Raw genomic sequence first — 21,084 nt, forward strand, 5'->3', positions numbered from 1 at the left:
TTTAAAATTTTTACACAAGCTTAACTATACTAAAAATATAAGAATAATTCAATGAACTTCATAGAAAATTCAAATAATTCCCCTAAGTTTAGCCAATCATGTGAGGGACAGGGAAGACCAGTAAAAGAACAGACAATTGAAAAAATCATCTGTCAGTAGACGGCAACAACGACTTTCTTCATATGTGCGTTCAAGAAGAGAAATTTAGCCAATTACATCAAATTTCTTTCGTTCTTCCATCATCGGATGTTCTTGTAAGTCGACATATTGGACACGACCACTGGGACTAGGTGATTGCTTGACTTCTTTGATGAACTGATCGATGGTTTCCTCCTCACCAGCGGCTTCGATCGTCACCGAACCATCTTCTTCGTTTTTAACTGTTCCTGTCACGCCTAATTGATCAGCTACTATTTTTGTCATATAACGAAAACCTACACCTTGGACACGCCCTTGAACATTCATTTTAACTTTTTTCATTTGAAGCACCACTCTTTCCTCTATTTGATAAATTTATGATAACGATTTTTTATAAAACTAACAAGCCCAACGATTGATTCCATGCTATAATGAAGTGAGGTGGAAAACGTGAAAAAAATTCAATCAGCAAAAAATCCTAGAATCAAAGAAATAAAAAAATTACATAAAAAGAAGCACCGCGAAGAAGGACAGGAGTACCTGCTTGAAGGGTTTCACTTGATCGAAGAAGCTGTGAATGCCAAAGTCATACCTAAAGAAATCTTTCTGACTGAAAGAGGCTGGTCAGAATGGGGGACATGGGTCGAACAACACACATTGGATTGCTTTTTAGTCACGGATGAGGTGATGGCGGTGATCTCTGATCTACCAACACCACAAGGAATCGTGGCAGTGATGCCGCTAGAAGTTAGCCAGGTGTCAATAGATACAGGAGGCTGGTTGCTTTTAGACAATGTTCAAGATCCTGGAAATGTCGGAACGATGATCCGAACAGCAGATGCGTTTGGTTTAGCAGGTGTGATCTTAGGGAAAGGTTCAGCTGATATTTATAGCACCAAAGTTTTAAGAAGTATGCAGGGAAGCAATTACCATTTACCAGTTATCTCACAAGAGTTAGACGCGCTCATTCCTGAATTGAAAGAAAAAGGATTTGCGATATACGGAACAGAACTCAATGAAGAAGCTGTTTCTCTTCCAACCGTCGTACCAACAAAAAATTATGTGATCATTATGGGAAATGAAGGGCAAGGTGTGCGGTCAGAGTTATTAGCACTAACTGATAAAAACATCTATATCCCAATGAATGGTCATGCTGAATCATTGAATGTCGGTGTAGCTACGGGCATATTGTTGTATCATCTTTCTTCTTGATTAAGGAACTATTAAGCTTTTTGGATTTTTAAACAACCTCACTAGAATATTCCGAACATGAATGATATACTATGTACAATTTCAACGATAAATGAAATTCAAAAAGGTGGCAGATCGAAAATTATGACAGAAAAATGGCGTGAAGACGAAGAATACATGTCTTATATCGAAGATCTATTAGAAACAGAAGCAGTACAAAAATTAGCTGATTATATCCAACATGTACATTCGACAAGATTGGAACACTCGATCAGTGTTTCTTATCATAGTTACAAATTAGCAAAAAAATGGGGGGGAGATGCAAGAGCTACTGCACGTGCAGGACTTTTACATGACCTATTCTATTATGACTGGCGTACAACAAAATTTGATGAAGGCACACATGCGTATGTGCATCCTAGGATCGCTGTGAAAAATGCAGAAAAGATTACTGAACTTTCTGATTTAGAGCGTGACATCATCTTGAAACATATGTGGGGGGCAACGATCGCTCCACCAAAATACAAAGAAAGCTATATTGTGACATTTGTTGACAAGTATTGTGCAGTGAAAGAAGCGGCGCAACCAGTAACGGATACAATGAAACAAAAATGGCAACGATATTTTGGAAAAGAACAGTCGATCTAACTATTTGACCAGCCGAACGAAAACAGTCGAAGGTCCCGATCATGGGAAACCTTTGACTGTTTTTTTGTGGGAAAGTAGTTGACGAAACAAGTTTTATAAGGTTAACTCTTTATTAGGTGAATGTACATAGATGAAAAAAAGCATAAAGGGGGTGATGATAAGATGCCATACGTATCTTATTTAGCAGAGTTCAAGGACTTCAGTTATTAAGCTTACTTTGTTGAAGGACTCTTTTTTCTTCAAAGTAGCTACTTTTGAAAGAAGAAAGGACTCAAAAAATCATGGAAACAACAATCAAAACGTATCAATATTTCTTTATCAAACGAGAAATCGAGCAACTGTTAAATGTCTATCATTCAGTGAATGATAAAAAAACTGTCGCAACTGTTCAAGCATTAGCCACAGAACGAATCAACGAGGTAGTAGAAAATGATCCTAATGTAATCGCCTTACTTGAACCATTTGTGAAGCAAATCATGGACACAAACTTGAAAAAAGAAAAAGCGACAGAATTGCTCGAACGTTTAAAAGAACATGTTGCGCCATTCAAGCAACCATCAAAAATCCAAGTGGAAAAAATATTCCGAAAAGTGAAAAAGCTGAAACACCCAGATTGGCAAACATTGGATCTTAAAGAGCATACTTATGTGGGCTGGAATGATCCAGGAACACAGAAGAAATATCTGCTTTATTATGCAGATGAGCGGCTACAAGGTGTCCATGGCACACTTTCTCCGACGATCATCAAAGGAGTATGCGCGATTTGCCATAAGACTTCGAGTGTTTCGATGTTTCTTTCTACGACAAAATCAGGATCAGATGGCACGTATACTAAAAAAGGAAATTACATTTGTCATGATAGTGATCAGTGCAATCAGCAACTAGTAAAGCTGGCACCATTCTATGAATTTACAGACATCGTGAAGAAAGAAAAATAGCGCCATTGTTTTTCTTGAGAATGTATGATAGACTTTCTGTAAATGAATAGGTGATGGTGTTCGCCTTTAAATGTCGATCGATAGATGACTAATGACGCCTACTAAAAATCGGAGAATCCGTTTTTTTAGTAGGCTTTTTTTGTGGGGAGGAATAGAAAAATGGATCAACGTTTACTTAGTCCATTCAAAGTAGGAACATATATGTTGAAATGGTTAGTGATCACTGCTTGTTTAGGCGTACTAATGGGAGGACTTTCCGCTTTTTTTCTAAATAGCTTAACCGTGGTGACGGATTTACGAGAAGCACATACTTGGTTATTGTATCTATTACCCGTTAGTGGGGCATTATTTGCATTTCTTTATCAACGATACGGTGGAAATGCCAGTCGTGGGAATAATCTGGTCATTGATCAAGGGAATGGTGGGGAAGAAAAAATCCCGCTCCGATTGATTCCTTTAACGCTTTTCGGTACGATCACGACGCATCTCTTTGGCGGTTCTGTCGGCCGAGAAGGAACAGCAGTCCAAATGGGGGGCGCTTTAGCTGAAAATCTAGCAAGAGGATTAAAATTGAGTCCTATCGAACGAGAGGTGCTGATCATTAGTGGGATCAGTGCGGGATTTAGTTCAGTGTTTGGGACACCTTTAGCAGGCACATTGTTTGGACTTGAAGTATTAGCGATCGGAAAGATGCGAACAGAAGCGATCTTTCCCAGTTTTTTTGCTGCTTTATTTGCTAATTTTGTAACGGAAAGTATTGGTGTCACGCATATCCATTATAAGATGGGGGAAATCCCAGGGTGGAGTCCTGCTCTATTTGGCAAATTGATGGTGGCGGGTATCGCATTTGGCGTGATTGGTTGGGTTTTTAGTCGTTCGATCGTCTTTTTGAAAAAGTGGTATCTGAAATGGTTCAAACATCCAATCACTAGAAATTTTATTGGTGGAGGAATTGTCGTAGTTGTTGCACTGATTTTACAAACACAACGCTACTTAGGACTTAGCTTACCTTTATTGCAAGATGCATTTGCCGGAAAAGCACATGCCTATGATTTTATCGGTAAATTGGGATTTACTGTCCTTTCATTAGGCGCTGGCTATCAAGGTGGGGAAGTAACCCCTTTGTTTGAGATTGGCGCAACTCTAGGGGCAACTTTAGCTCCTATCTTGCATGTTTCGATTCCTTTTCTAGCTGCATTAGGATTTATTGGTGTGTTTTCTGGAGCGACGAATACACCAATTGCTTGTTTTGTTATGGGGATCGAATTATTTGGAGGAGAAGCAGCTAGTTTCTTTTTTATGATTTGTTTGATCAGTTTCATGTGTTCAGGAAATAACGGAATCTACTCCGCACAAAAAGTAATGATCAAAAAAGGGATTTTATTTTTACCAATGAAAAAAGATCAGAGAGAATAGTTTACTGATTGAAAGAAAAAAAGAAGTTGCATGAAGCGCAACTTCTTTTTTTTAGGCGATAAGTGTGATCAAAGCTAGCAATCCAGTCAGTCCAAAGATAGTACCACATACGATCATGTGACGTTTTTTGTGCAACATCAAGATCGCGATATATTCTCTAAGAAAAGCATTCGGCAAATAATAAAAGGCTGTTTTTGCACCAATACCATTGGCTTTTAACTGTGCTTGCTTCGCAAAGAGTCCTGCACGGAAAATGTGGTAATTATTTGAACTGAAAATCGCACGATAAGCGCCACCGCCAGATTCACGATCCATCAATTCTTTAGAGAAACGCATATTTTCTAAAGTGGTTGTTGAATTTGTTTCAACTAAAATGTCTCGCTCTGGAATCCCTTTTTCCAAGGCATAGTTTTTCATGGCAATTGCTTCTGGTAACTTTTCGTCTGCACCTTGACCACCAGACATCAAAAGAATCGGTGGATTGAGCGTAGCATGACTTTGGGCCCAATAAAAGGCAATCGCTTTGTCGATCCGTTTAGCTAGCAGGGGAGAAACACGTTCCCCGTTGATCAGGCCTGCGCCTAACACAATAATATAATTCTGGTTATAACGTGGTCGGTTGAACTGATATAAGAAAGAGACAGTCATAAAATTATAGAAGACAATAAACAGATAAATCAAGATAACTGCTATACCAGAAAGAAGAACATTGATCCACGCTGGCAAGTAATTGATTAAAAATACTGTGGCAACTATATATAGTGTTAATGCAATCCCTAGTAGTAAAGTCAAAAGATTAGCCAGTGAACGTGATTCTCTTTTTAAGACGATGATGCCATTCCAAATGAGAAAGACGACCAAAATATATATACCAAATAGTAAAATCAATAGAGCAGGTACTGCAATCAAAGCAAAAATCCCACCAATAAAGATATTCTGCGTCTCAAAAAGCAAGAGTAATAAATAAGCGCCGAAACTAATCAAAAATAAATTGAAGATCAAACCATTCAGTAGTCGCCTTTTTTCGGTAAAATAAAAAAAAGCAAAGATACTGAAAAAAGCGAGAGGGATCAAGAAATAAAAACTCGCATAAAAGATCTCCAATACAATGAAATACGTAAGCATCAATGCGAATGTCCAAGTACCACAATAAAAGAATAACGCTGGATCTTTTTGTTTCCTGCGCCAGGTGATGATCCCAACCATCCCAACGATATAGAGAATCGAAAAAATCAAATCTCTTGTTAAATTCATAATACCAACTCCTTTTTCTAATCGTGGAGTCATCACTGCGAATGAAAAAGGAAACAGCTGATTAACAGACTAGTGATGATTATTCAACACGAACTGATAGTGTTACTCGCCCCTCATAGACCAACCCTCCAAGTAACAATCTACCATCTACAGTATAACGAAAAATTTGTAAAAATGCTGTTATAAAAAAAGAAAAAATAGAAAATACATTTATTTTCTGTAAGAAGCAGAAAAATACCCAAACAGTAAAGGTTGATGGCGTCTCGTCGATTCGTGAAGAAGAGCCAGCTTTGACTGTTTGGGTAAGTAGTTGATCTAACTATTTGGAATTTTTATTTAGAATAGATTACTGAAAAAATTAGTGACATTGCGCCAGCCAATCACAAAGATGTTCGCTTTTTCCACCGAACTAGCAGTGATGATGTCTGTGCTTGGAGAGGCACCATCTTCTAAGTAACCTAATTGATCATCAGCTAAAGTGATGGTGGCTGTGCCAACCTTTGTGCCTCTAACGATCGGTGCTTCAAGTTCATTATCCTTTACCTTTGTCTCATCAATCTTAGGTGTGATCGTCAATTGACCCGTATCCATATCATTTCTGACCCAGACACTGACTGGGCTTTTTAATACGACATTGACAGAAGTTTCTTTTCCGTTTTTCACATCGATCGCTTTGAGTGAAGGAATGCTTGCGTTTGCTTTACCGATTTCTTTGACTGACCAGTTATCATAGCAATAATCCATCAAGCGAGCCGTCTCGGTGAAGCGAACGCTTGGGTTTTGCTCATGACCTTCAGCATTCAATATGACTGTAATGATGCGTTTGCCATCTCGTTCGATGGTACCGACAAAACAAGCACCAGCAAAATCAGTTGTTCCAGTTTTTAGTCCATCAACGCCTTCTTTGAAGTTGATAAAACCTGGAAGCATCCAATTCCAATTGACCATTTCCACCGGGGATTGTGTGTTTTCACCAAACATTTTTGTTGCAGTGCTCGTCACTTCTAGTACCTCAGGGAAATCGAGTAACAGGTGACGTGCGATGATTGCTACGTCTTTTGCGGACATTTGATTTTCATCTGCCTCGCCAGTCCCTTCTGGACGATTTGCGCCAAGGTAAACATTGTTCAACCCAGAAACATTGACGATCGTTGCATTTTCAATGCCCCATTCTTTTAACTGGTCATTCATGACAGTCAGAAATGCTGTTTCACTACCAGAGATCTTTTCAGCTAAAGCGACCATTGATGCGTTGGCTGATTGGATAAAGGCAGAGTCAAAAAGTTCTTTTACAGTATAGGTATTCTCCTTATGTAAGGGAACATTCGATAAATTAGGTGCGATGCTTAATGTTTCAGCATAATCGGAGATTGCCACTTCATCATCCCAGGATAAATTTCCTTCTTTGACTTGGTCAAGTACGATGTACAACCCGATGATTTTTGAGATTGACGCGATCCCCATTGTTTTTTCTCCGTCTTGGTCGTATAAAATTTTTCCGCTTGTTGCATCCACAGCAAAGGCTGCTTGGGAATTCACAGAAAATGCTTCATCGGCCTGTACGGATAAAGTTGGCAAGAATGATCCTAACGTCAAAAGAAGCGTTGCCAACAGTAAAGCGAAATGTTTTTTCTTAGTGCCCATGTCCAATCTCCTTGTTTTCTAATTTGATTTGCTACAAATTAAAATTTTATCAGAGAGTGTGCGTAGTTTCAATGTTTCTGAAAAAAACTTTAGATAAACCAAACGAACACAAGAGGATAGTTAGCGTTGATTCTTTTTGACTCGCACAGGTTGAGCCTCGGGTTCATTTAGACGAAAGGCAGTGAATACAAATAGAGCAGTCATACATAGTAAACTAAATATCATCAATAATTGCATAAAAACACCTCGATTTCTACTTTTCTTAATGTTATCAGTTAGGTATGAATAATTTCGCTGTGAAATGTAACGAATCATTGATGAAATTTTGAAGAATAGTTGAAGAAAACAAGCCTTAGTTAGAGATGAGATTGAAAACGTTTTTTTGTCTAGGGGTCATTTTGTTTTATGGATAAAAATGGTTGTGGTAGACTTTAGTTAGTAGTATTGAAGAAATGATTTTTAGGAGGGGTACGTTTATGGCGAAAAAGGATAGAGAGTTACTGTCACAACTGACTTCAGAAGGTGCCAAAGGACCATTTATTACTATTATGCTAAACACTCACGTTGCACATCAAGATGTGGAAAAAGATCAGATCAAATTCAAGAACTTTGCAAAAGAAGCAAAAAAACGTTTTGAAAAGAAATATGCGGAGCATGATTGGTCGATTTTTCAAAAAAAGATCGATCAACTACTAGAAGATGCTTCATTTTGGCGCAGTGCCACTGCGAGTGTCGCGGTGATCTTGTCTCCTGAAAGTACCATTGTTCATCGTTTGAGCATTGCAGTAGATGATCAATATTATGTAAGTGATCTACCTTATTTATTAGCGATCATCAAAAATGGACATTTTAACTACTCGTATTATTTACTGGGATTGAATCGTGATTCAATGAAGCTTTACGAAGTAAGCAACAAACAAGTAAAAGAAGTTGATCTACCCGAAGGAGCACCAACAGATGTGGTGACAGCTTTAGGCTCTGAGTTGACAGGTGGAGGTATCAACTACTCGTCAAATGGTAGTGAAGGCTCAACATTCCATGGGGTGAACCCGAAAGACGAAGAAGTTGAAATTGACTGGATCAATTATTATCAAGCGGTCGATGAATTTCTTAAAGACAGCTTGGATAATCCTGAAAAATGGCCTGTGTACTTGTACGCTTTGCCTGAAAATCAAACAATGTTCAAAAAAGTGGCAAAAAACCCTTATTACCGTTCAGATGTGGCGATCTCAGCTTCACCTGCCCAATTATCTTTAAAAGATATCGAAGCAGGTGCGAAGAAACTTTCGGATGAACTGGCAGCGAAGGAAGCAAGTAGCTACAATCAATTGTTAGATAAAAAATTCTTGGATCAACTAGTGGACATCGTGCCAGCAGCGAAAGAAGGGAAGATTTCTCACTTATTTATCGCAACCTCTAATCTTGCTGACGGATTTGGTGAAGACCCAGAAACAGAATACGACCGTCGACAAGTGTTGAATCAACTGGCTGACGACGTGATCACTAATGGCGGACAAGTCTTTATCTTGGATCAAAAAGATGCGCCTGACGAAAAGAGTTTGACCGCGATATTGCGTTATTAGTCTCTAGGAACAGTACCTAGAAACGTTTGGTCATCCATTTAATAAAAAAGGAAAAGCCATGCAGATCATTTACTTGATTTCGTGGCTTTTTCTTATTTCTCAGGAGAAAGATGAGAAGATCAGCAAGTTGAAAAGTGAATTTTTTTTAAGTGTAAATTAAAAACGTTCGTTTTTTTTGGAGAAATAAGCAAAAGAATGAAAAAAAAATAAAAAAAGTCCAAAATTTACTAGCTAAACTGTAATTAATGTGCTACAATAACTATGTAGTTTTTGTTCGGTAATCTTGGTAGTTTGTTTCAAATAAACATCTTCCAGATATTCACCATTCAAGTAATTGCAAAATATGTGTTTGATACACAAGGAGGATTTTTATTATGGAAACAGGTACAGTGAAATGGTTTAACTCAGAAAAAGGTTTCGGTTTCATTACAGCAGAAAACGGCAACGATGTATTCGTTCATTTCTCAGCTATCCAAGGTGATGGATTCAAAACTTTAGAAGAAGGCCAAACAGTAAACTTCGATGTTGAAGAAGGTCAACGTGGCCCTCAAGCAACTAACGTTGTTAAAGCTTAATTAACCCACTACTAAATAAAAGCTCAGTCTGCTAGTTCCTAGCGGTCTGGGCTTTTTTGTGTTTTCTTTTCATATGCTCTGATTCTCTACACCTTAGACATCGCCTTGCATGGTTGGATGAGTGATAACGAGAGAAGGAGGCTGGAAGTGGACTTACTGTTTCTCTTAGTGGCAAAGATAACAACAGACGTATGCTTTAGGTTGATTTCCTAAGAATTTTCAAGTGATTTGTAGTATAATTTCAAAAGAAGACTAGAGGGAAGAGAAGAGGAAGATATGTTGAAACCGAAAACTTATGCAGTCGTTGATATTGAAACGACTGGGACAAATCCAAAAGAAGATCGCATTATCCAATTTGGATGTGTCATGATCGAAGATGGGCGGATCACCTCTCGTTATTCGATGGATATCAACCCTGGGCGAAAAATCTCAAAACAGATCCAGCATTTGACAGGGATCACCAATCAACGTGTCCATCGTTCACCCTATTTTGAAGATGTAGCACAAACGATTTACAACCTTCTAGCGGATACTATCTTCGTGGCGCATAATATTTATTTTGATTATCAGTTTTTGAATCATGAATTGACTCGCTGTGGCGTACCTAAATTAAAGATTCCGGGAATCGATACGGTCGAGTTGGCACAGATATTTTTGCCGACCGAACCGAGCTTTCGTTTAGCTGATTTGTCAGAAAGTCTGGGTTTTATCCACGATAACCCCCATCAGGCAGACAGTGATGCAGAAGTGACAGCACAGTTGCTCTTACTGATTGAAGAACGGATGCGTCAGTTACCTTTAGTGACGCTTGAACAGATCGTGAAACTGAGCAAGCATACAGGGATGGATACCAGATTATTCATCGAACAAATCACCAACGAACTGAGAAAGCAACCACCCCCTTTATCCGATGAACTGGAAATCATCGAGGGGATCGCCTTACAAAAAAAAGAAGTCGAACTGTTTTCAGAAGTTTACTATGGCCATAAAGATTATCCAAGAAAAAAACAAGCGAAAGAAAAAATATTTGGAAAAACGTTGATATATCGTAAAGAACAAAATCGTTTGATGAATGTTGTCTATGATCATTTTACCAAAGATGAATCGAAAAATTTGATGATCGAAGCAGCGACTGGTATGGGTAAGACGATTGGTTATCTATTGCCTCTTAGCTACTTAGCCACACCGGAGAAGCCGGCAGTTATCAGTACGGTATCGCTTGTTTTACAAGAGCAGATCATGGAAAAAGATATTCCTTTGTTAAACCAATTATTCGACCAACCGATCCAAGCGACGATTATCAAAAGCTACCGCCATTATCTCGATTTGCAACGGTTTAAAGCCACACTACTTGAGCCAAAAGAGCAAAAGCAGTATGCACTCTATCAAATGACGGTTCTTGTCTGGCTGACACAGACGAAAACAGGAGATTTAGATGAGTTGCATCTAACGAATTTGAATCATGCCTTTTTTACAGATGTTTCGCATCGCGGGCTTGACTTTTTAGCGAAAAAACAAGCGTTCTATGAACAAGATTTTATTCGATTCTTGCATCGACAAATCAAGCAAAGTAACTTCTTGATCGTCAACCATGCTTTTTTAGTCCAAGAAACACAAAGAAAGACACCGTTGTTGCCTGAAAGTCCTTATTTATTGATTGATGAAGCACATCATTTGCCAGAGATTGCTGAAAAAGTCAATGATCAACGATTCAGTTTGAGCTATTTTAACAAGGAAGTACAATTATTCGAAGAACCTGACCGTTTGTTCGATCGCTTCAAAGGCTATCTTCCAGCCAATCATGAAGGCCAGCGCTGGCTTGATATCTACAAAGAAGAGTTGTCTGCGCTTCGTGAGGCACAGCTTTGTTTAGCTGAAGGGCTACTTGAGATCGTACCTCAACAAAAAAGACAAACTTACCCGGAAGAAGTCATGATCATGAAAGAGGACTTGGATAAATTATCTTTTGAAGCAAGTACAGCCATTGACCATCTTCATCTTTTTTACCAAGAAATAAAGGAATTGCAGTACAGGATCCGTTCAGGGTTAGAGGTGCTTCAAGAAAGTTGGACGAAGCAAATGCGTGTCGATCTTGCAAGTTTGTATGCTTTATTTGATCGTTTAGATCAACAAGCAAGTTTTATGGAAGAATGGTTGGAGAATTGGCAAGAAAGTTTAGTCCATTGGTTCGTTCCGGGTTCCACCCCTCAGCAGACGATGTTCCATCTCCACGATTTCACTGCCGCACTGATCCCAAACACAGTTTGGTATCAGCGCTATGAACGGATTTTATATATAGGTGGGACATTAAAAGTAGGTCCAGATCGTCAATATTTAGCGAAACGATTAGGAATTGAAGGAACTCCGCTGAAAGTCATTGCCTCTCCTTATGATTACGAAAAACAAGCACGGATCTTCGTACCAAAAGAAGCACCAGAGATCAATCAATTAAGTGGTACAGCATATGTCGATTATCTAACGGATGTGTTATACCAGTTGATCAGACAAGAAAAAAGACCAATCCTGGTTTTGTTTACCTCTCATGATGTTTTACAAAAGGTATATCAACGAATGCATTTGACAATGCTTGAACAAGGAAGAGAGATTTTAGCTCAAGGAATCGGTGGCAGTCGTGAGAAACTATTGAAACGCTTTGTTCTTTCTGAAATGAGCGTACTATTCGGTGCAGATAGTTTTTGGGAAGGCGTCGACCTGCCAGGAGATGCGTTACAATTAGTCGTCATTACGCGACTGCCATTCGATCATCCACAACGTCCGATGGTCAAAGCGAGAAATGCGTATTTAGAATCAGAAGGCATCAATCCTTTTTATCAAGAATCCTTACCAAAGGCAGCATTGAAGGTCAGACAAGCTTTAGGTCGTTTGATCCGTTCGGAAACGGACAAAGGCGTCTTGCTGATTTTAGATCGACGATTGGTGACCGCAAAATATGGCGCGAGGATCATTCATGCTTTACCTAAAAAAATACCTGTCCAAGAGGCGCCTTTTGAACAAATTTGTGAGGATATCCATGATTTCTTAAACAAAAACGAAGAAATTAAGCCATGATCGAGGACTATTTTCACCTCGAAATCTGTTATAATGGACATCAATGAAAAAAGAAGGAGCGACAGTCCTTGAAGAATCAGACAAACAAAGAACATACGATCAATCGCGTGTTATTAGGCTTGATCATCGCTTTATTAGCAGTAATCGTGATCAGCACTATTTTTTATCTGCGTGCGACACGCCCAATGACGCAAGCGAAACAAGAGGCGACAAAGCTAGCTGAACAATATGCAAATCTCGAGGAAGTGGACCAATTCTATTGGTTTACTCGAGAAGCCACTTATTTTTCATTAACAGGCCAAAACGATAAAGGGCAAGATATTGCAGTGATCATTCCTAAATCAGGTGAGCGAGTAAAAGTTTTAGAACAAAAAGCAGGATTGACCGAAGAAGCTGCCCGCCAAGAAATCAGCCAGAAGCATCCCGATCAACAAGTGGAAAAAGCTTCCTTAGGGATGTACAAAGATGAACCAGTATGGGAAGTCATTGCCAAAACGCCAGATGACCAGTTGAATTATTATTTAATTTCTTTTGAAACGGGAGAGGAAGTCAAAGTCATCAGCGGGATATAGAAAAGACGGATGAAAGGGTAGATTGGATGAAACAGTCAAAAAGAGTGGAACGCTTAGAGCCTTCCGTAACACTAGCAACTGCAGCAAAAGCAAAGGCATTGAAAGCACAAGGGAAAGACATTATCAGTTTGACCGTAGGAGAGCCTGATTTTGCTACACCTGAAAATATCCAAGAAGCAGCGATCGCAGCCATCAAGAATGGAAAAGCAAGTTATTATACGCCGACAGCGGGTATTCCAGAATTAAGGCAGGCAATCGTTTCGTATCTGGAAACCTATTATGGATTGACTTACGATGCTTCTCAGACGATTGTGACAGACGGGGCGAAATTTGCCCTTTATGCCTTATTCCAAACGATCCTAGATCCAAAAGATGAAGTCATCATTCCAGTGCCTTATTGGGTGAGCTATGGGGAACAAGTCAAGTTAGCAGAAGGTGTCCCTGTTTTTGTCACGGGTCAAGAAGTCAATGATTTCAAAGTGACCCTTGAACAATTGGAACAAGCACGTTCTTCCAAGACAAAAGCAGTCATTATCAATTCTCCTTCCAATCCGACAGGGATGATCTATACAAAAGAAGAACTACAAGAGATTGGTGAATGGGCAGTAAAAAACGATATTTTAATAGTTGCTGATGATATTTATGGCCGATTAGTTTATAATGACAATGAGTTTACTCCAATTGCAACGATTTCAAAAGCAATACGTGAACAGACGATAATCATCAACGGTGTATCAAAAACCTATGCAATGACAGGCTGGCGTATCGGATACGCGGTCGGCGATCAAAAAATCATTGATGGGATGATTGCGATTGCGTCACAATCAACTAGTAACCCAACTGCAGTCAGTCAATATGCGGCTGTGGAAGCACTACAAGGGGAACAAGATACCGTTGAAGAGATGCGCAAAGCATTTGAAGAACGTCTAGACATCGTATTTCCGCTTGTTGCTGATTTGCCCGGGGTGTCGGTCAAAAGACCACAAGGCGCATTTTACTTGTTTCCGAATGTGAAAGAAACGTTAGCGATATGTGGCTATGAACAAGTGACTCCGTGGGTCGAAGATCTACTAGAAGAAGCAGGGGTTGCTCTAGTTACAGGTGAAGGTTTCGGCGCACCGGAAAATGTTCGTTTGAGTTATGCGGCGAATCTAGCAACGTTAGAAGAAGGAATCCGACGAATCCAACGTTTTATTGAGAGTAAAAGTCAAAACGAATAGAAATTATTATAGGACAAAGGAGAATTTTACGTGGAACAAATTCAAATCATCGATTCAAAAAAACATGTAGGCGAAACAGTAACGATCGGTGCTTGGGTCGCTAATAAGCGTTCAAGTGGGAAAATCGCCTTTTTACAATTACGAGATGGGACAGCATTCTTCCAAGGAGTTGTCGTAAAAAGTGAAGTGCCTGAGGAAGTTTTCCAAATGGCAAAAAATCTTTCTCAAGAAACATCGATCCTTGTGACAGGTGAGATTCGTGAAGACAGCCGTTCTAAATTTGGCTATGAGATCGGGATCACGAACATTGAAGTAGTAAGTGAAAGCCATGATTATCCGATCACACCAAAGGAACATGGAACAGATTTCTTGATGGATCATCGCCATTTATGGTTACGTTCTTCTCGCCAACACGCAGTGATGCAGATTCGAAATGAAATCATCCGTGCAACCTACGAATTTTTCAACAACAACCAATTCGTTAAAATCGATCCACCGATCTTGACTGGTTCTGCGCCAGAAGGAACAACCGATCTATTTGAGACAAACTACTTTGACCAAAAAGCATATCTGTCACAAAGTGGCCAATTGTATATGGAAGCTGCTGCAATGGCATTTGGTAAAGTATTTTCATTTGGACCAACTTTCCGTGCTGAAAAATCAAAAACACGTCGTCATTTGATCGAATTTTGGATGATCGAACCTGAAATGGCGTTCACGCATCAAGAAGAAAGCTTAGAAGTACAAGAACAATATGTTGCTTTCTTAGTTCAAAGTGTATTAGATAACTGCGAGTATGCTTTAGACGTCTTAGAACGTGATAAAGAAGTATTGAAAACTTATACTAAATTACCTTTCCCACGTATCACGTATGATGATGCTATCGAGTTATTGAAGAAAAATGGCTTTGACGATATCGAGTGGGGCGATGATTTCGGTTCACCACACGAAACGTTCATTGCGAACTCATTTGAACAACCAGTCTTTATCTTGAACTATCCAAAAGCGATCAAACCATTCTATATGAAACCACATCCAACAAGAGAAGATGTCGTGATTTGTGCAGATATGATCGCACCTGAAGGATATGGAGAGATCATCGGCGGAAGTGAACGTGCGACTGACTATGATTTCTTACTTGAACAAATCAAGAATCATGGCTTAGACGAAAAAGAATACTCATGGTACCTAGATCTACGTAAATACGGATCTGTTCCACATTCTGGTTTCGGCTTAGGCTTAGAACGTACAGTGACTTGGATCTCAGGGATCGATCATGTACGTGAAGCAATTCCATTCCCACGTTTGTTAAATCGTATTTACCCATAAGAAATAAGACGCGTTCCACGAAAATCGTTCATCGGATTTTCGTGGAACGCATTTTTTTAAGAAGTAGTTATAAAATCACTAATGTTCCATTTCCTTCTTTCTTTGGCTAGACGTGTATGGGATAATAACGTAAAAGTAGCATGGAAAGTAGGGGATGAGATGGAACAACGACTTTTATTCATTGGAGATAGTATCACAGATGCGGGTAGAGAAACTGACGATCTCGGTCATGGCTATGCACTGTTAACAGCAGCAAAATTGGCTGCGAGTGATCCAGAAAACACGTGGACATTCGTCAATCGCGGAATCGGCGGAAATAAGTTGGCAGACCTCAAGAAGCGCTGGCAAGCAGACTGCATCGATTTGAAACCTGATATCGTCTCAATTTTGATCGGTATCAATGATACATGGCACAATGTAGGCGAGCCTGAAGCATTTGCGACAAAAGAATCCTTTACTCGTTTTGAAGCAGATTATCGGTATTTACTTGATCGTTTAGTGGAAAGTGGCATCAAAAAAATCGTCTTGATGGAACCATTTGTTTTGCCAGAGCCTGAAGATCGGAGAAGTTGGCGTAGTGATCTTGATCCAAAGACCCACTTGATTCGTCAACTAGCAAAAGAATATCAAGCAGTTTTTGTCCCGTTAGATGGAACGTTGAATTCTTTAGGCATCTCATATGGCTATGAGAAATACACAGGGGATGATGGTGTCCATCCGACACTACTGGGTCATGAAACGATTGCCAATATTTGGATAGAAACGGTCAAAAAAAGAAAAGAGTGGTTTGAATGATCATTCGGCCAGCAACCGAAGCAGATCTACCGATGATCAATACGTTGATCAGGCAACAAGAAAATCGATTCTTGAAGGAACTAACGTTGCCAGATATAAACGATCCATTGAATATATCGTTTATAGCAGCACAAGATGACGCAGAAAAACCAATGATTTTCGCTTTTGGACAAGCGAGACAAATCGAAACGACTGACGCAGATCAGCAAACTGGTGAACTGATTCAAACGATTTTTGTAGCAGTCGATCATGAAAGAACCGTAGCCGCTCAGTTTATGGAGCAGTGGTTATTAGAAGCAAAAAAACGTAAAATCAAGAGAGTAGAATTCAATAGTTTTTAACGTAAGGCTCTCGTTAGAATGGAGAAAGAAACAATGAGTTGTATTGGAAATATTATTTGGTTTATTTTTGGTGGTTTACTCGGTGGACTTAGTTGGGCGATAGCAGGTGTGTTATGGTGTATCACAATTGTTGGTATTCCGGTCGGGCTACAATGCTTTAAACTAGCTTCTTTATCGTTTGCACCCTTTGGAAAAGAAGTCATTTATACAAACAATGGCGTATCTTTGATCGTCAATATCATTTGGTTGATCGTGTCAGGTCTACCGATTGCTCTAGGGCATGTCATCAGTGGGATTTTACTTTGTATCACGATCATTGGTATTCCTTTTGCAAAGCAGTCCTTCAAATTAGCCCGCCTAGCGCTGATGCCGTTTGGGGCAGAAATCGTTTAAATAGTCACTAAATATAAAAGTAACTCTCTTGCACAGTTGTTTGTCTGTCGAAAGAGTTACTTTTTTTTACACTTAGCGAGTGATATCTGTATGTTTTTTAGGTATTTGCTTACTCAAAAAATTCGATTTGTTGGTTGCGTCTACTATGCGATGATTAAAATTTGCTTGTGTAAGGGACGGATGTGTTGGAGAAGTTGGACTTAGCACGTCTGTGGAGTTACTTTTGGAGGTCTGTCTATCAGAAAAAATCCTTTCTCTGAATGTTTTGACTGTTGCACCAAATCGCTGGCTCTTAACTTTTACTTTTCGTCGATAGGCCTCTTTTGATGATTGATCCGTTCCATCAATGATTGCGCTGATGTGAGCATCCAATGGTTTCAATCGTCTGGAATCATCATAAAAAACATGATAATAATAAGGTGCGACCTCGACGGATTGATTTTTAACAAATGTTTTAGGTGTTCTAGGATCTTGGTAGACTTTCTTTACGAAATCATTCGAAATTTCAACAAAGTCATCTCTTGAGATAGTTTCTTTTAGACCAGTGATGTTTTTCCGCTGTTCATAATGTTTCCATAGCTGGGAAAATTTTTCATTATGCTTTGTGTTTTCACCTAGAAAAGTCTGATAGAAACGTTTGCGAAATGCTATTGATGTACAAAATTTTGGTTTTACTTTGCCTTCAGCAAAGGGGGGCGTGAATGTAGCCTCTTGGCAATGATGAAGGACACTTCGAAAGGCAGTAAGTGGTTCTAAGATGGGGCAAACAGGAATTAGCGCATATCCTCTCATGTCAAAATCAAGATTCTTTGGTGGCGTTTCTGAGAGTTGGTTGATTGCATCAATGATATTGACTTTAGATTCGCTATGATGTTCGAGTTTTGTAGCAAAAAGTATTTTACTTAACGTTTCCAAATGATCTGCTGGGATAGTTGATAACTGATTACCCATGTTGGTATTTGCCGCAAATTTATCTATTTTAGCGACAAGATAGTCATGTTCTTGCTTATAGATGATCAAAGTATAAATATGATTATGATGATAAGAAGGACTTACAATGTATGAAGGAATAATCATAAAACTCGCTGGATCATTTTTTTTCAGATTTTCGATTTCCTGTTGCAATTCTGCCGGTTTTTTCATTTCGTAGTATGTAATCGTACTTTTTAAAGACTGGATCACTTTAGTTTTTTGCGTTTCATTGATCAAGGCATGATCAACATCATTTTCGATCATTTTGATAAATCTTGAAAATAAAAATTGGTAATTCTTTTTCCCGTCTGCACCTACAACTTCAAACGCTGCTGCATTTCCTAATCTTAGAGCAAGTGCCAATTGATGGTATTGTCCGTCAAAATCAAGCATATTTCTTCTCCTTATCTTTTGATCTTTCAAAGATATTCTCCTTTATTTTCTATTGTAAAAAGTTTATCATTCGTCACTTTTACATAAGAAACTTCTTTTACACCTTAAAGAAATAATGATTCTCCCGAACGATACTTAAATCATGATCCGTTGTTACTATGATTTGACATATGAATACTCATTCATGTATAATAACTTATGAAGAGATAGTCATATGTTTAGTAAGGAGGGACTTAAAATGAAAAGTTATCAATTAGAAGGTTTAGATTGCGCAAATTGTGCGATGAAAATTGAAAAAAAAGTACAAGCAATACCTGGCGTAAAAGAAGCATCGGTCAATTTTGCGACTGGAAAAATGATGATCGATGCAGATAAAGCTGTCATTGAAACGATTGAAAAGCAAGCAACAGAAGAAATCCATCAATTAGAACCAGATGTCAAAATAATCGAAGTGAAAAAGCAGACAAGTAAAAATCATGAACCAGAAAAAGAAAATAAAACAGCATTGTTACGTATCGCCATAGCGTCACTTAGCTTGCTTTTATTGTTTTTATGGAAGCCTGCTGAGCCAATTCGTTTCATTACTTTTTTGGCCATTTTTGTTCTCATTGGCTTTGATGTTATCAAGCAAGCGTTCGTCAATATTCGTAAAGGACAAGTGTTTGATGAAAACTTTTTGATGTCGATTGCAACGATCGGTGCGATGATGATCGGTGAATATCCAGAAGCAGTTGCTGTCATGTTGTTTTATCAAATCGGTGAGTATTTCCAACATTTTGCGGTCGATCAGTCTCGTCGGTCAATTCGTGAGTTGATGGCGATCCGACCGGAAGTTGCTCATGTGATCACTGAAACCGGCTTGGTAAATAAGCAACCAGAAGAAGTGCGGATCGGTGAGTCGGTCATGGTCAAACCAGGTGAAAGAATTCCTTTGGACGGAACGATTTTGAAGGGACAATCCCTCGTAGATACATCTGCATTAACAGGAGAATCATTGCCTAAAGAAGTGATGAGTGGTGAAAATGTATTAAGTGGTTTTATCAATAAGACCCATCCTTTAACCATCGAAGTAAAAAAGAACTATGAAAATTCGACCATCAGCAAATTATTAGAACTAGTGGAGACAGCAAGCAGTAAAAAGGCACCAGCTGAAAAATTCATCACTAAGTTTGCTCGTTACTATACGCCGATCGTTGTTGCTTTAGCTGTTCTTTTAGCAACTGTCCCACCCTTACTTTATGGAGGAGATTTTTCTGAATGGATTTATCGAGCATTGACATTTCTAGTGATCTCTTGTCCATGTGCATTGGTCATTTCTGTTCCACTTAGCTTTTTCGGAGGAATCGGTGGGGCTAGTAAACGGGGGATACTTGTAAAAGGTGGAAATTATCTAGAACTTTTAGCTCGTACAGAAACAGTGGTATTTGACAAAACAGGTACCCTGACCAAGGGTGATTTTGCCGTACAAAAAGTTGTTTCTACCATTGACGAGAAAGCGTTTATGAAATATGTGGCGAGTCTAGAAAATCTATCGACACATCCAATCGCCAAGGCGGTCATGGATACCTACAGTGGCCCGTTATATGAAATTGAAGAACCTGTAGAAATCGCTGGTGAAGGAATCAACGCACAGGTCAAGGGACAAGAGGTACTTGTCGGAAATCAAAAATTATTGGCTCGCTATGGAGTCGAGCAACCAGAGAATCATGAAATAGGAACATTGATCTATTTAGCGATCGACAGTCAGCTCGTGGGCTATTTAGTTATCGCGGATACGATCAAAGCAGATGCAACATTTGCTATCGAGACATTGAAAAAAGTCGGCGTCAAAAAGACAGTGATGTTGACAGGTGATGCTAAAACGATTGCGGAACAAGTCGCAAAAGAGGTAAGGGTTGATGCAGTCTATAGTGAACTGCTTCCAGAAGATAAGGTAGAAAAATTAGAAGCTTTGATGAGCGAAACGACTCAGAAAACTGCCTTTGTCGGAGACGGGATCAATGATGCACCGGTATTAGCTCGAGCAGATGTGGGAATCGCCATGGGTGGTTTAGGCAGTGATGCAGCTATTGAAGCAGCCGATGTCGTCATCATGAACGATGAGCCATCAAAACTTGCGGAGGCGATTCAAATTTCAAGAAAAACGTTGAAAATCGTCAAGCAAAATATTGCATTTGCTATTGGAGTAAAAGTGATCGTATTGATTCTCGGAGCTATTGGCTTTGCTTCTATGGGGAATGCAGTCTTTGCCGATGTCGGTGTGACCCTGATAGCAGTTTTAAACGCCATGCGTGGGCTATCTGTCAAAAAAGTCAAATAAACAGTCAAAAAAGCACCGTTAAACCACAGAAATCATTTATTTGAGGACTGTGGTTTTTCTGTGATTAAAATAACTGGAAGATTTTAATTGTTCTGAAAATTCCAAAATAGTTAGAAAATAATTCATGTTTGTGAGCCTTTAGATTAGGTGTTAGAGGATAAAATGAAAAATAAATGTAAAAACAATGTGTTTTACCTAAAATAATCCACAAATAAAATAACGAAGTGTTGTAAACATTATGAAAATTGAATATGATAGTCAATGAATAATTATTAAATATTTATAAAGGAGAA

18 protein-coding genes and 1 riboswitch are annotated in these 21,084 nt (G+C 39.0%); of the genes, 14 read left to right on the forward strand and 4 right to left on the reverse strand.

Annotated elements, in window-relative coordinates; translation table 11 throughout:
* Positions 1–204: 204 nt before the first annotated feature.
* Entirely contained in the window at positions 205–480 is a 276-nt protein-coding gene (locus tag I2F89_RS03670) for an acylphosphatase (RefSeq protein ID WP_034687338.1), read from the reverse strand.
* Positions 481–588: 108 nt separating this feature from the next.
* Between I2F89_RS03670 and I2F89_RS03675 the strand changes: the two genes are divergently transcribed.
* The 4 genes from I2F89_RS03675 (at position 589) to I2F89_RS03690 (ending at position 4,331) form a co-directional block, all read left to right on the forward strand.
* Complete coding sequence (locus tag I2F89_RS03675) at positions 589–1,350, forward strand: TrmH family RNA methyltransferase (protein WP_071866779.1); 762 nt, start codon at positions 589–591, stop codon at positions 1,348–1,350.
* A 123-nt stretch (positions 1,351–1,473) separates the two neighbouring features.
* Positions 1,474–1,977 carry an HD domain-containing protein gene (locus I2F89_RS03680; protein WP_071866780.1) on the forward strand — a complete coding sequence of 168 codons (504 nt, stop codon included), beginning with the start codon at positions 1,474–1,476 and terminating at the stop codon, positions 1,975–1,977.
* Positions 1,978–2,258: 281 nt separating this feature from the next.
* Positions 2,259–2,915 (forward strand): FusB/FusC family EF-G-binding protein, encoded by a 657-nt coding sequence (locus I2F89_RS03685; protein WP_195513498.1) that lies wholly within the window; start codon positions 2,259–2,261, stop codon positions 2,913–2,915.
* A gap of 40 nt (positions 2,916–2,955) precedes the next feature.
* Positions 2,956–3,023, forward strand: a riboswitch (Fluoride riboswitch).
* A gap of 51 nt (positions 3,024–3,074) precedes the next feature.
* The gene (locus tag I2F89_RS03690; protein WP_086334943.1) at positions 3,075–4,331 is read left to right on the forward strand and encodes a voltage-gated chloride channel family protein; all 1,257 of its coding nucleotides are present in this window, start codon (positions 3,075–3,077) and stop codon (positions 4,329–4,331) included.
* 51 nt (positions 4,332–4,382) lie between these two features.
* On the opposite strand, the gene I2F89_RS03695 is transcribed toward I2F89_RS03690, so the two are convergent.
* Positions 4,383–5,585 (reverse strand): YdcF family protein, encoded by a 1,203-nt coding sequence (locus I2F89_RS03695; protein ID WP_074799533.1) that lies wholly within the window; start codon positions 5,583–5,585, stop codon positions 4,383–4,385.
* 336 nt (positions 5,586–5,921) lie between these two features.
* The gene (locus I2F89_RS03700) at positions 5,922–7,229 is read right to left on the reverse strand and encodes a serine hydrolase (RefSeq protein ID WP_195513500.1); all 1,308 of its coding nucleotides are present in this window, start codon (positions 7,227–7,229) and stop codon (positions 5,922–5,924) included.
* A gap of 476 nt (positions 7,230–7,705) precedes the next feature.
* Here I2F89_RS03700 and I2F89_RS03705 point away from each other — a divergent pair, with 476 nt between their 5' ends.
* From I2F89_RS03705 to I2F89_RS03745, 9 genes are all read left to right on the forward strand, one after another.
* Entirely contained in the window at positions 7,706–8,812 is a 1,107-nt protein-coding gene (locus I2F89_RS03705; protein ID WP_071867474.1) for a hypothetical protein, read from the forward strand.
* A gap of 374 nt (positions 8,813–9,186) precedes the next feature.
* Positions 9,187–9,387 carry a cold-shock protein gene (locus I2F89_RS03710; protein ID WP_005875554.1) on the forward strand — a complete coding sequence of 67 codons (201 nt, stop codon included), beginning with the start codon at positions 9,187–9,189 and terminating at the stop codon, positions 9,385–9,387.
* Positions 9,388–9,666: 279 nt separating this feature from the next.
* Positions 9,667–12,456, forward strand: coding sequence for a helicase C-terminal domain-containing protein (locus I2F89_RS03715; protein WP_195513591.1), 2,790 nt, complete (start codon positions 9,667–9,669; stop codon positions 12,454–12,456).
* A gap of 68 nt (positions 12,457–12,524) precedes the next feature.
* Positions 12,525–13,028: a DUF5590 domain-containing protein gene (locus tag I2F89_RS03720; RefSeq protein WP_071867476.1), complete on the forward strand. Its 504-nt coding sequence runs from the start codon at positions 12,525–12,527 to the stop codon at positions 13,026–13,028.
* Positions 13,029–13,054: 26 nt separating this feature from the next.
* A complete protein-coding gene (locus tag I2F89_RS03725; protein ID WP_071867477.1) occupies positions 13,055–14,248 on the forward strand; it encodes a pyridoxal phosphate-dependent aminotransferase in 1,194 nt (397 codons plus the stop codon).
* A 30-nt stretch (positions 14,249–14,278) separates the two neighbouring features.
* Positions 14,279–15,577, forward strand: a complete 1,299-nt coding sequence (asnS, locus tag I2F89_RS03730; RefSeq protein WP_010734979.1) for an asparagine--tRNA ligase — start codon at positions 14,279–14,281, stop codon at positions 15,575–15,577.
* 159 nt (positions 15,578–15,736) lie between these two features.
* Entirely contained in the window at positions 15,737–16,372 is a 636-nt protein-coding gene (locus I2F89_RS03735) for an SGNH/GDSL hydrolase family protein (RefSeq protein ID WP_195513593.1), read from the forward strand.
* A complete protein-coding gene (locus tag I2F89_RS03740) occupies positions 16,369–16,713 on the forward strand; it encodes a hypothetical protein (protein WP_195513502.1) in 345 nt (114 codons plus the stop codon). The genes I2F89_RS03735 and I2F89_RS03740 overlap by 4 nt, the downstream gene beginning before the upstream one ends.
* A 33-nt stretch (positions 16,714–16,746) precedes the next feature.
* The gene (locus I2F89_RS03745; protein ID WP_071867480.1) at positions 16,747–17,106 is read left to right on the forward strand and encodes a YccF domain-containing protein; all 360 of its coding nucleotides are present in this window, start codon (positions 16,747–16,749) and stop codon (positions 17,104–17,106) included.
* A gap of 72 nt (positions 17,107–17,178) precedes the next feature.
* Here the strand turns inward: I2F89_RS03745 and I2F89_RS03750 are convergent, their stop codons facing one another.
* Complete coding sequence (locus I2F89_RS03750; protein WP_195513504.1) at positions 17,179–18,471, reverse strand: hypothetical protein; 1,293 nt, start codon at positions 18,469–18,471, stop codon at positions 17,179–17,181.
* Positions 18,472–18,709: 238 nt separating this feature from the next.
* Between I2F89_RS03750 and I2F89_RS03755 the strand changes: the two genes are divergently transcribed.
* The gene (locus I2F89_RS03755; RefSeq protein ID WP_195513506.1) at positions 18,710–20,791 is read left to right on the forward strand and encodes a heavy metal translocating P-type ATPase; all 2,082 of its coding nucleotides are present in this window, start codon (positions 18,710–18,712) and stop codon (positions 20,789–20,791) included.
* Positions 20,792–21,084 lie beyond the last annotated feature (293 nt).

The organism is Enterococcus sp. 1001283B150225_161107_E12, assembly GCF_015556925.1.
GTDB lineage: Bacteria > Bacillota > Bacilli > Lactobacillales > Enterococcaceae > Enterococcus_B > Enterococcus_B mundtii.

Coding starts and splice junctions, on each gene's coding strand:
- I2F89_RS03670 (WP_034687338.1), bottom strand. CDS start 480: ATGAAAAAAGTTAAAATGAATGTTCAAGGGCGTGTCCAAGGTGTAGGT.
- I2F89_RS03680 (WP_071866780.1), top strand. CDS start 1,474: ATGACAGAAAAATGGCGTGAAGACGAAGAATACATGTCTTATATCGAA.
- I2F89_RS03685 (WP_195513498.1), top strand. CDS start 2,259: ATGGAAACAACAATCAAAACGTATCAATATTTCTTTATCAAACGAGAA.
- I2F89_RS03690 (WP_086334943.1), top strand. CDS start 3,075: ATGGATCAACGTTTACTTAGTCCATTCAAAGTAGGAACATATATGTTG.
- I2F89_RS03695 (WP_074799533.1), bottom strand. CDS start 5,585: ATGAATTTAACAAGAGATTTGATTTTTTCGATTCTCTATATCGTTGGG.
- I2F89_RS03700 (WP_195513500.1), bottom strand. CDS start 7,229: ATGGGCACTAAGAAAAAACATTTCGCTTTACTGTTGGCAACGCTTCTT.
- I2F89_RS03705 (WP_071867474.1), top strand. CDS start 7,706: ATGGCGAAAAAGGATAGAGAGTTACTGTCACAACTGACTTCAGAAGGT.
- I2F89_RS03710 (WP_005875554.1), top strand. CDS start 9,187: ATGGAAACAGGTACAGTGAAATGGTTTAACTCAGAAAAAGGTTTCGGT.
- I2F89_RS03725 (WP_071867477.1), top strand. CDS start 13,055: ATGAAACAGTCAAAAAGAGTGGAACGCTTAGAGCCTTCCGTAACACTA.
- I2F89_RS03735 (WP_195513593.1), top strand. CDS start 15,737: ATGGAACAACGACTTTTATTCATTGGAGATAGTATCACAGATGCGGGT.
- I2F89_RS03740 (WP_195513502.1), top strand. CDS start 16,369: ATGATCATTCGGCCAGCAACCGAAGCAGATCTACCGATGATCAATACG.
- I2F89_RS03745 (WP_071867480.1), top strand. CDS start 16,747: ATGAGTTGTATTGGAAATATTATTTGGTTTATTTTTGGTGGTTTACTC.
- I2F89_RS03750 (WP_195513504.1), bottom strand. CDS start 18,471: ATGCTTGATTTTGACGGACAATACCATCAATTGGCACTTGCTCTAAGA.
- I2F89_RS03755 (WP_195513506.1), top strand. CDS start 18,710: ATGAAAAGTTATCAATTAGAAGGTTTAGATTGCGCAAATTGTGCGATG.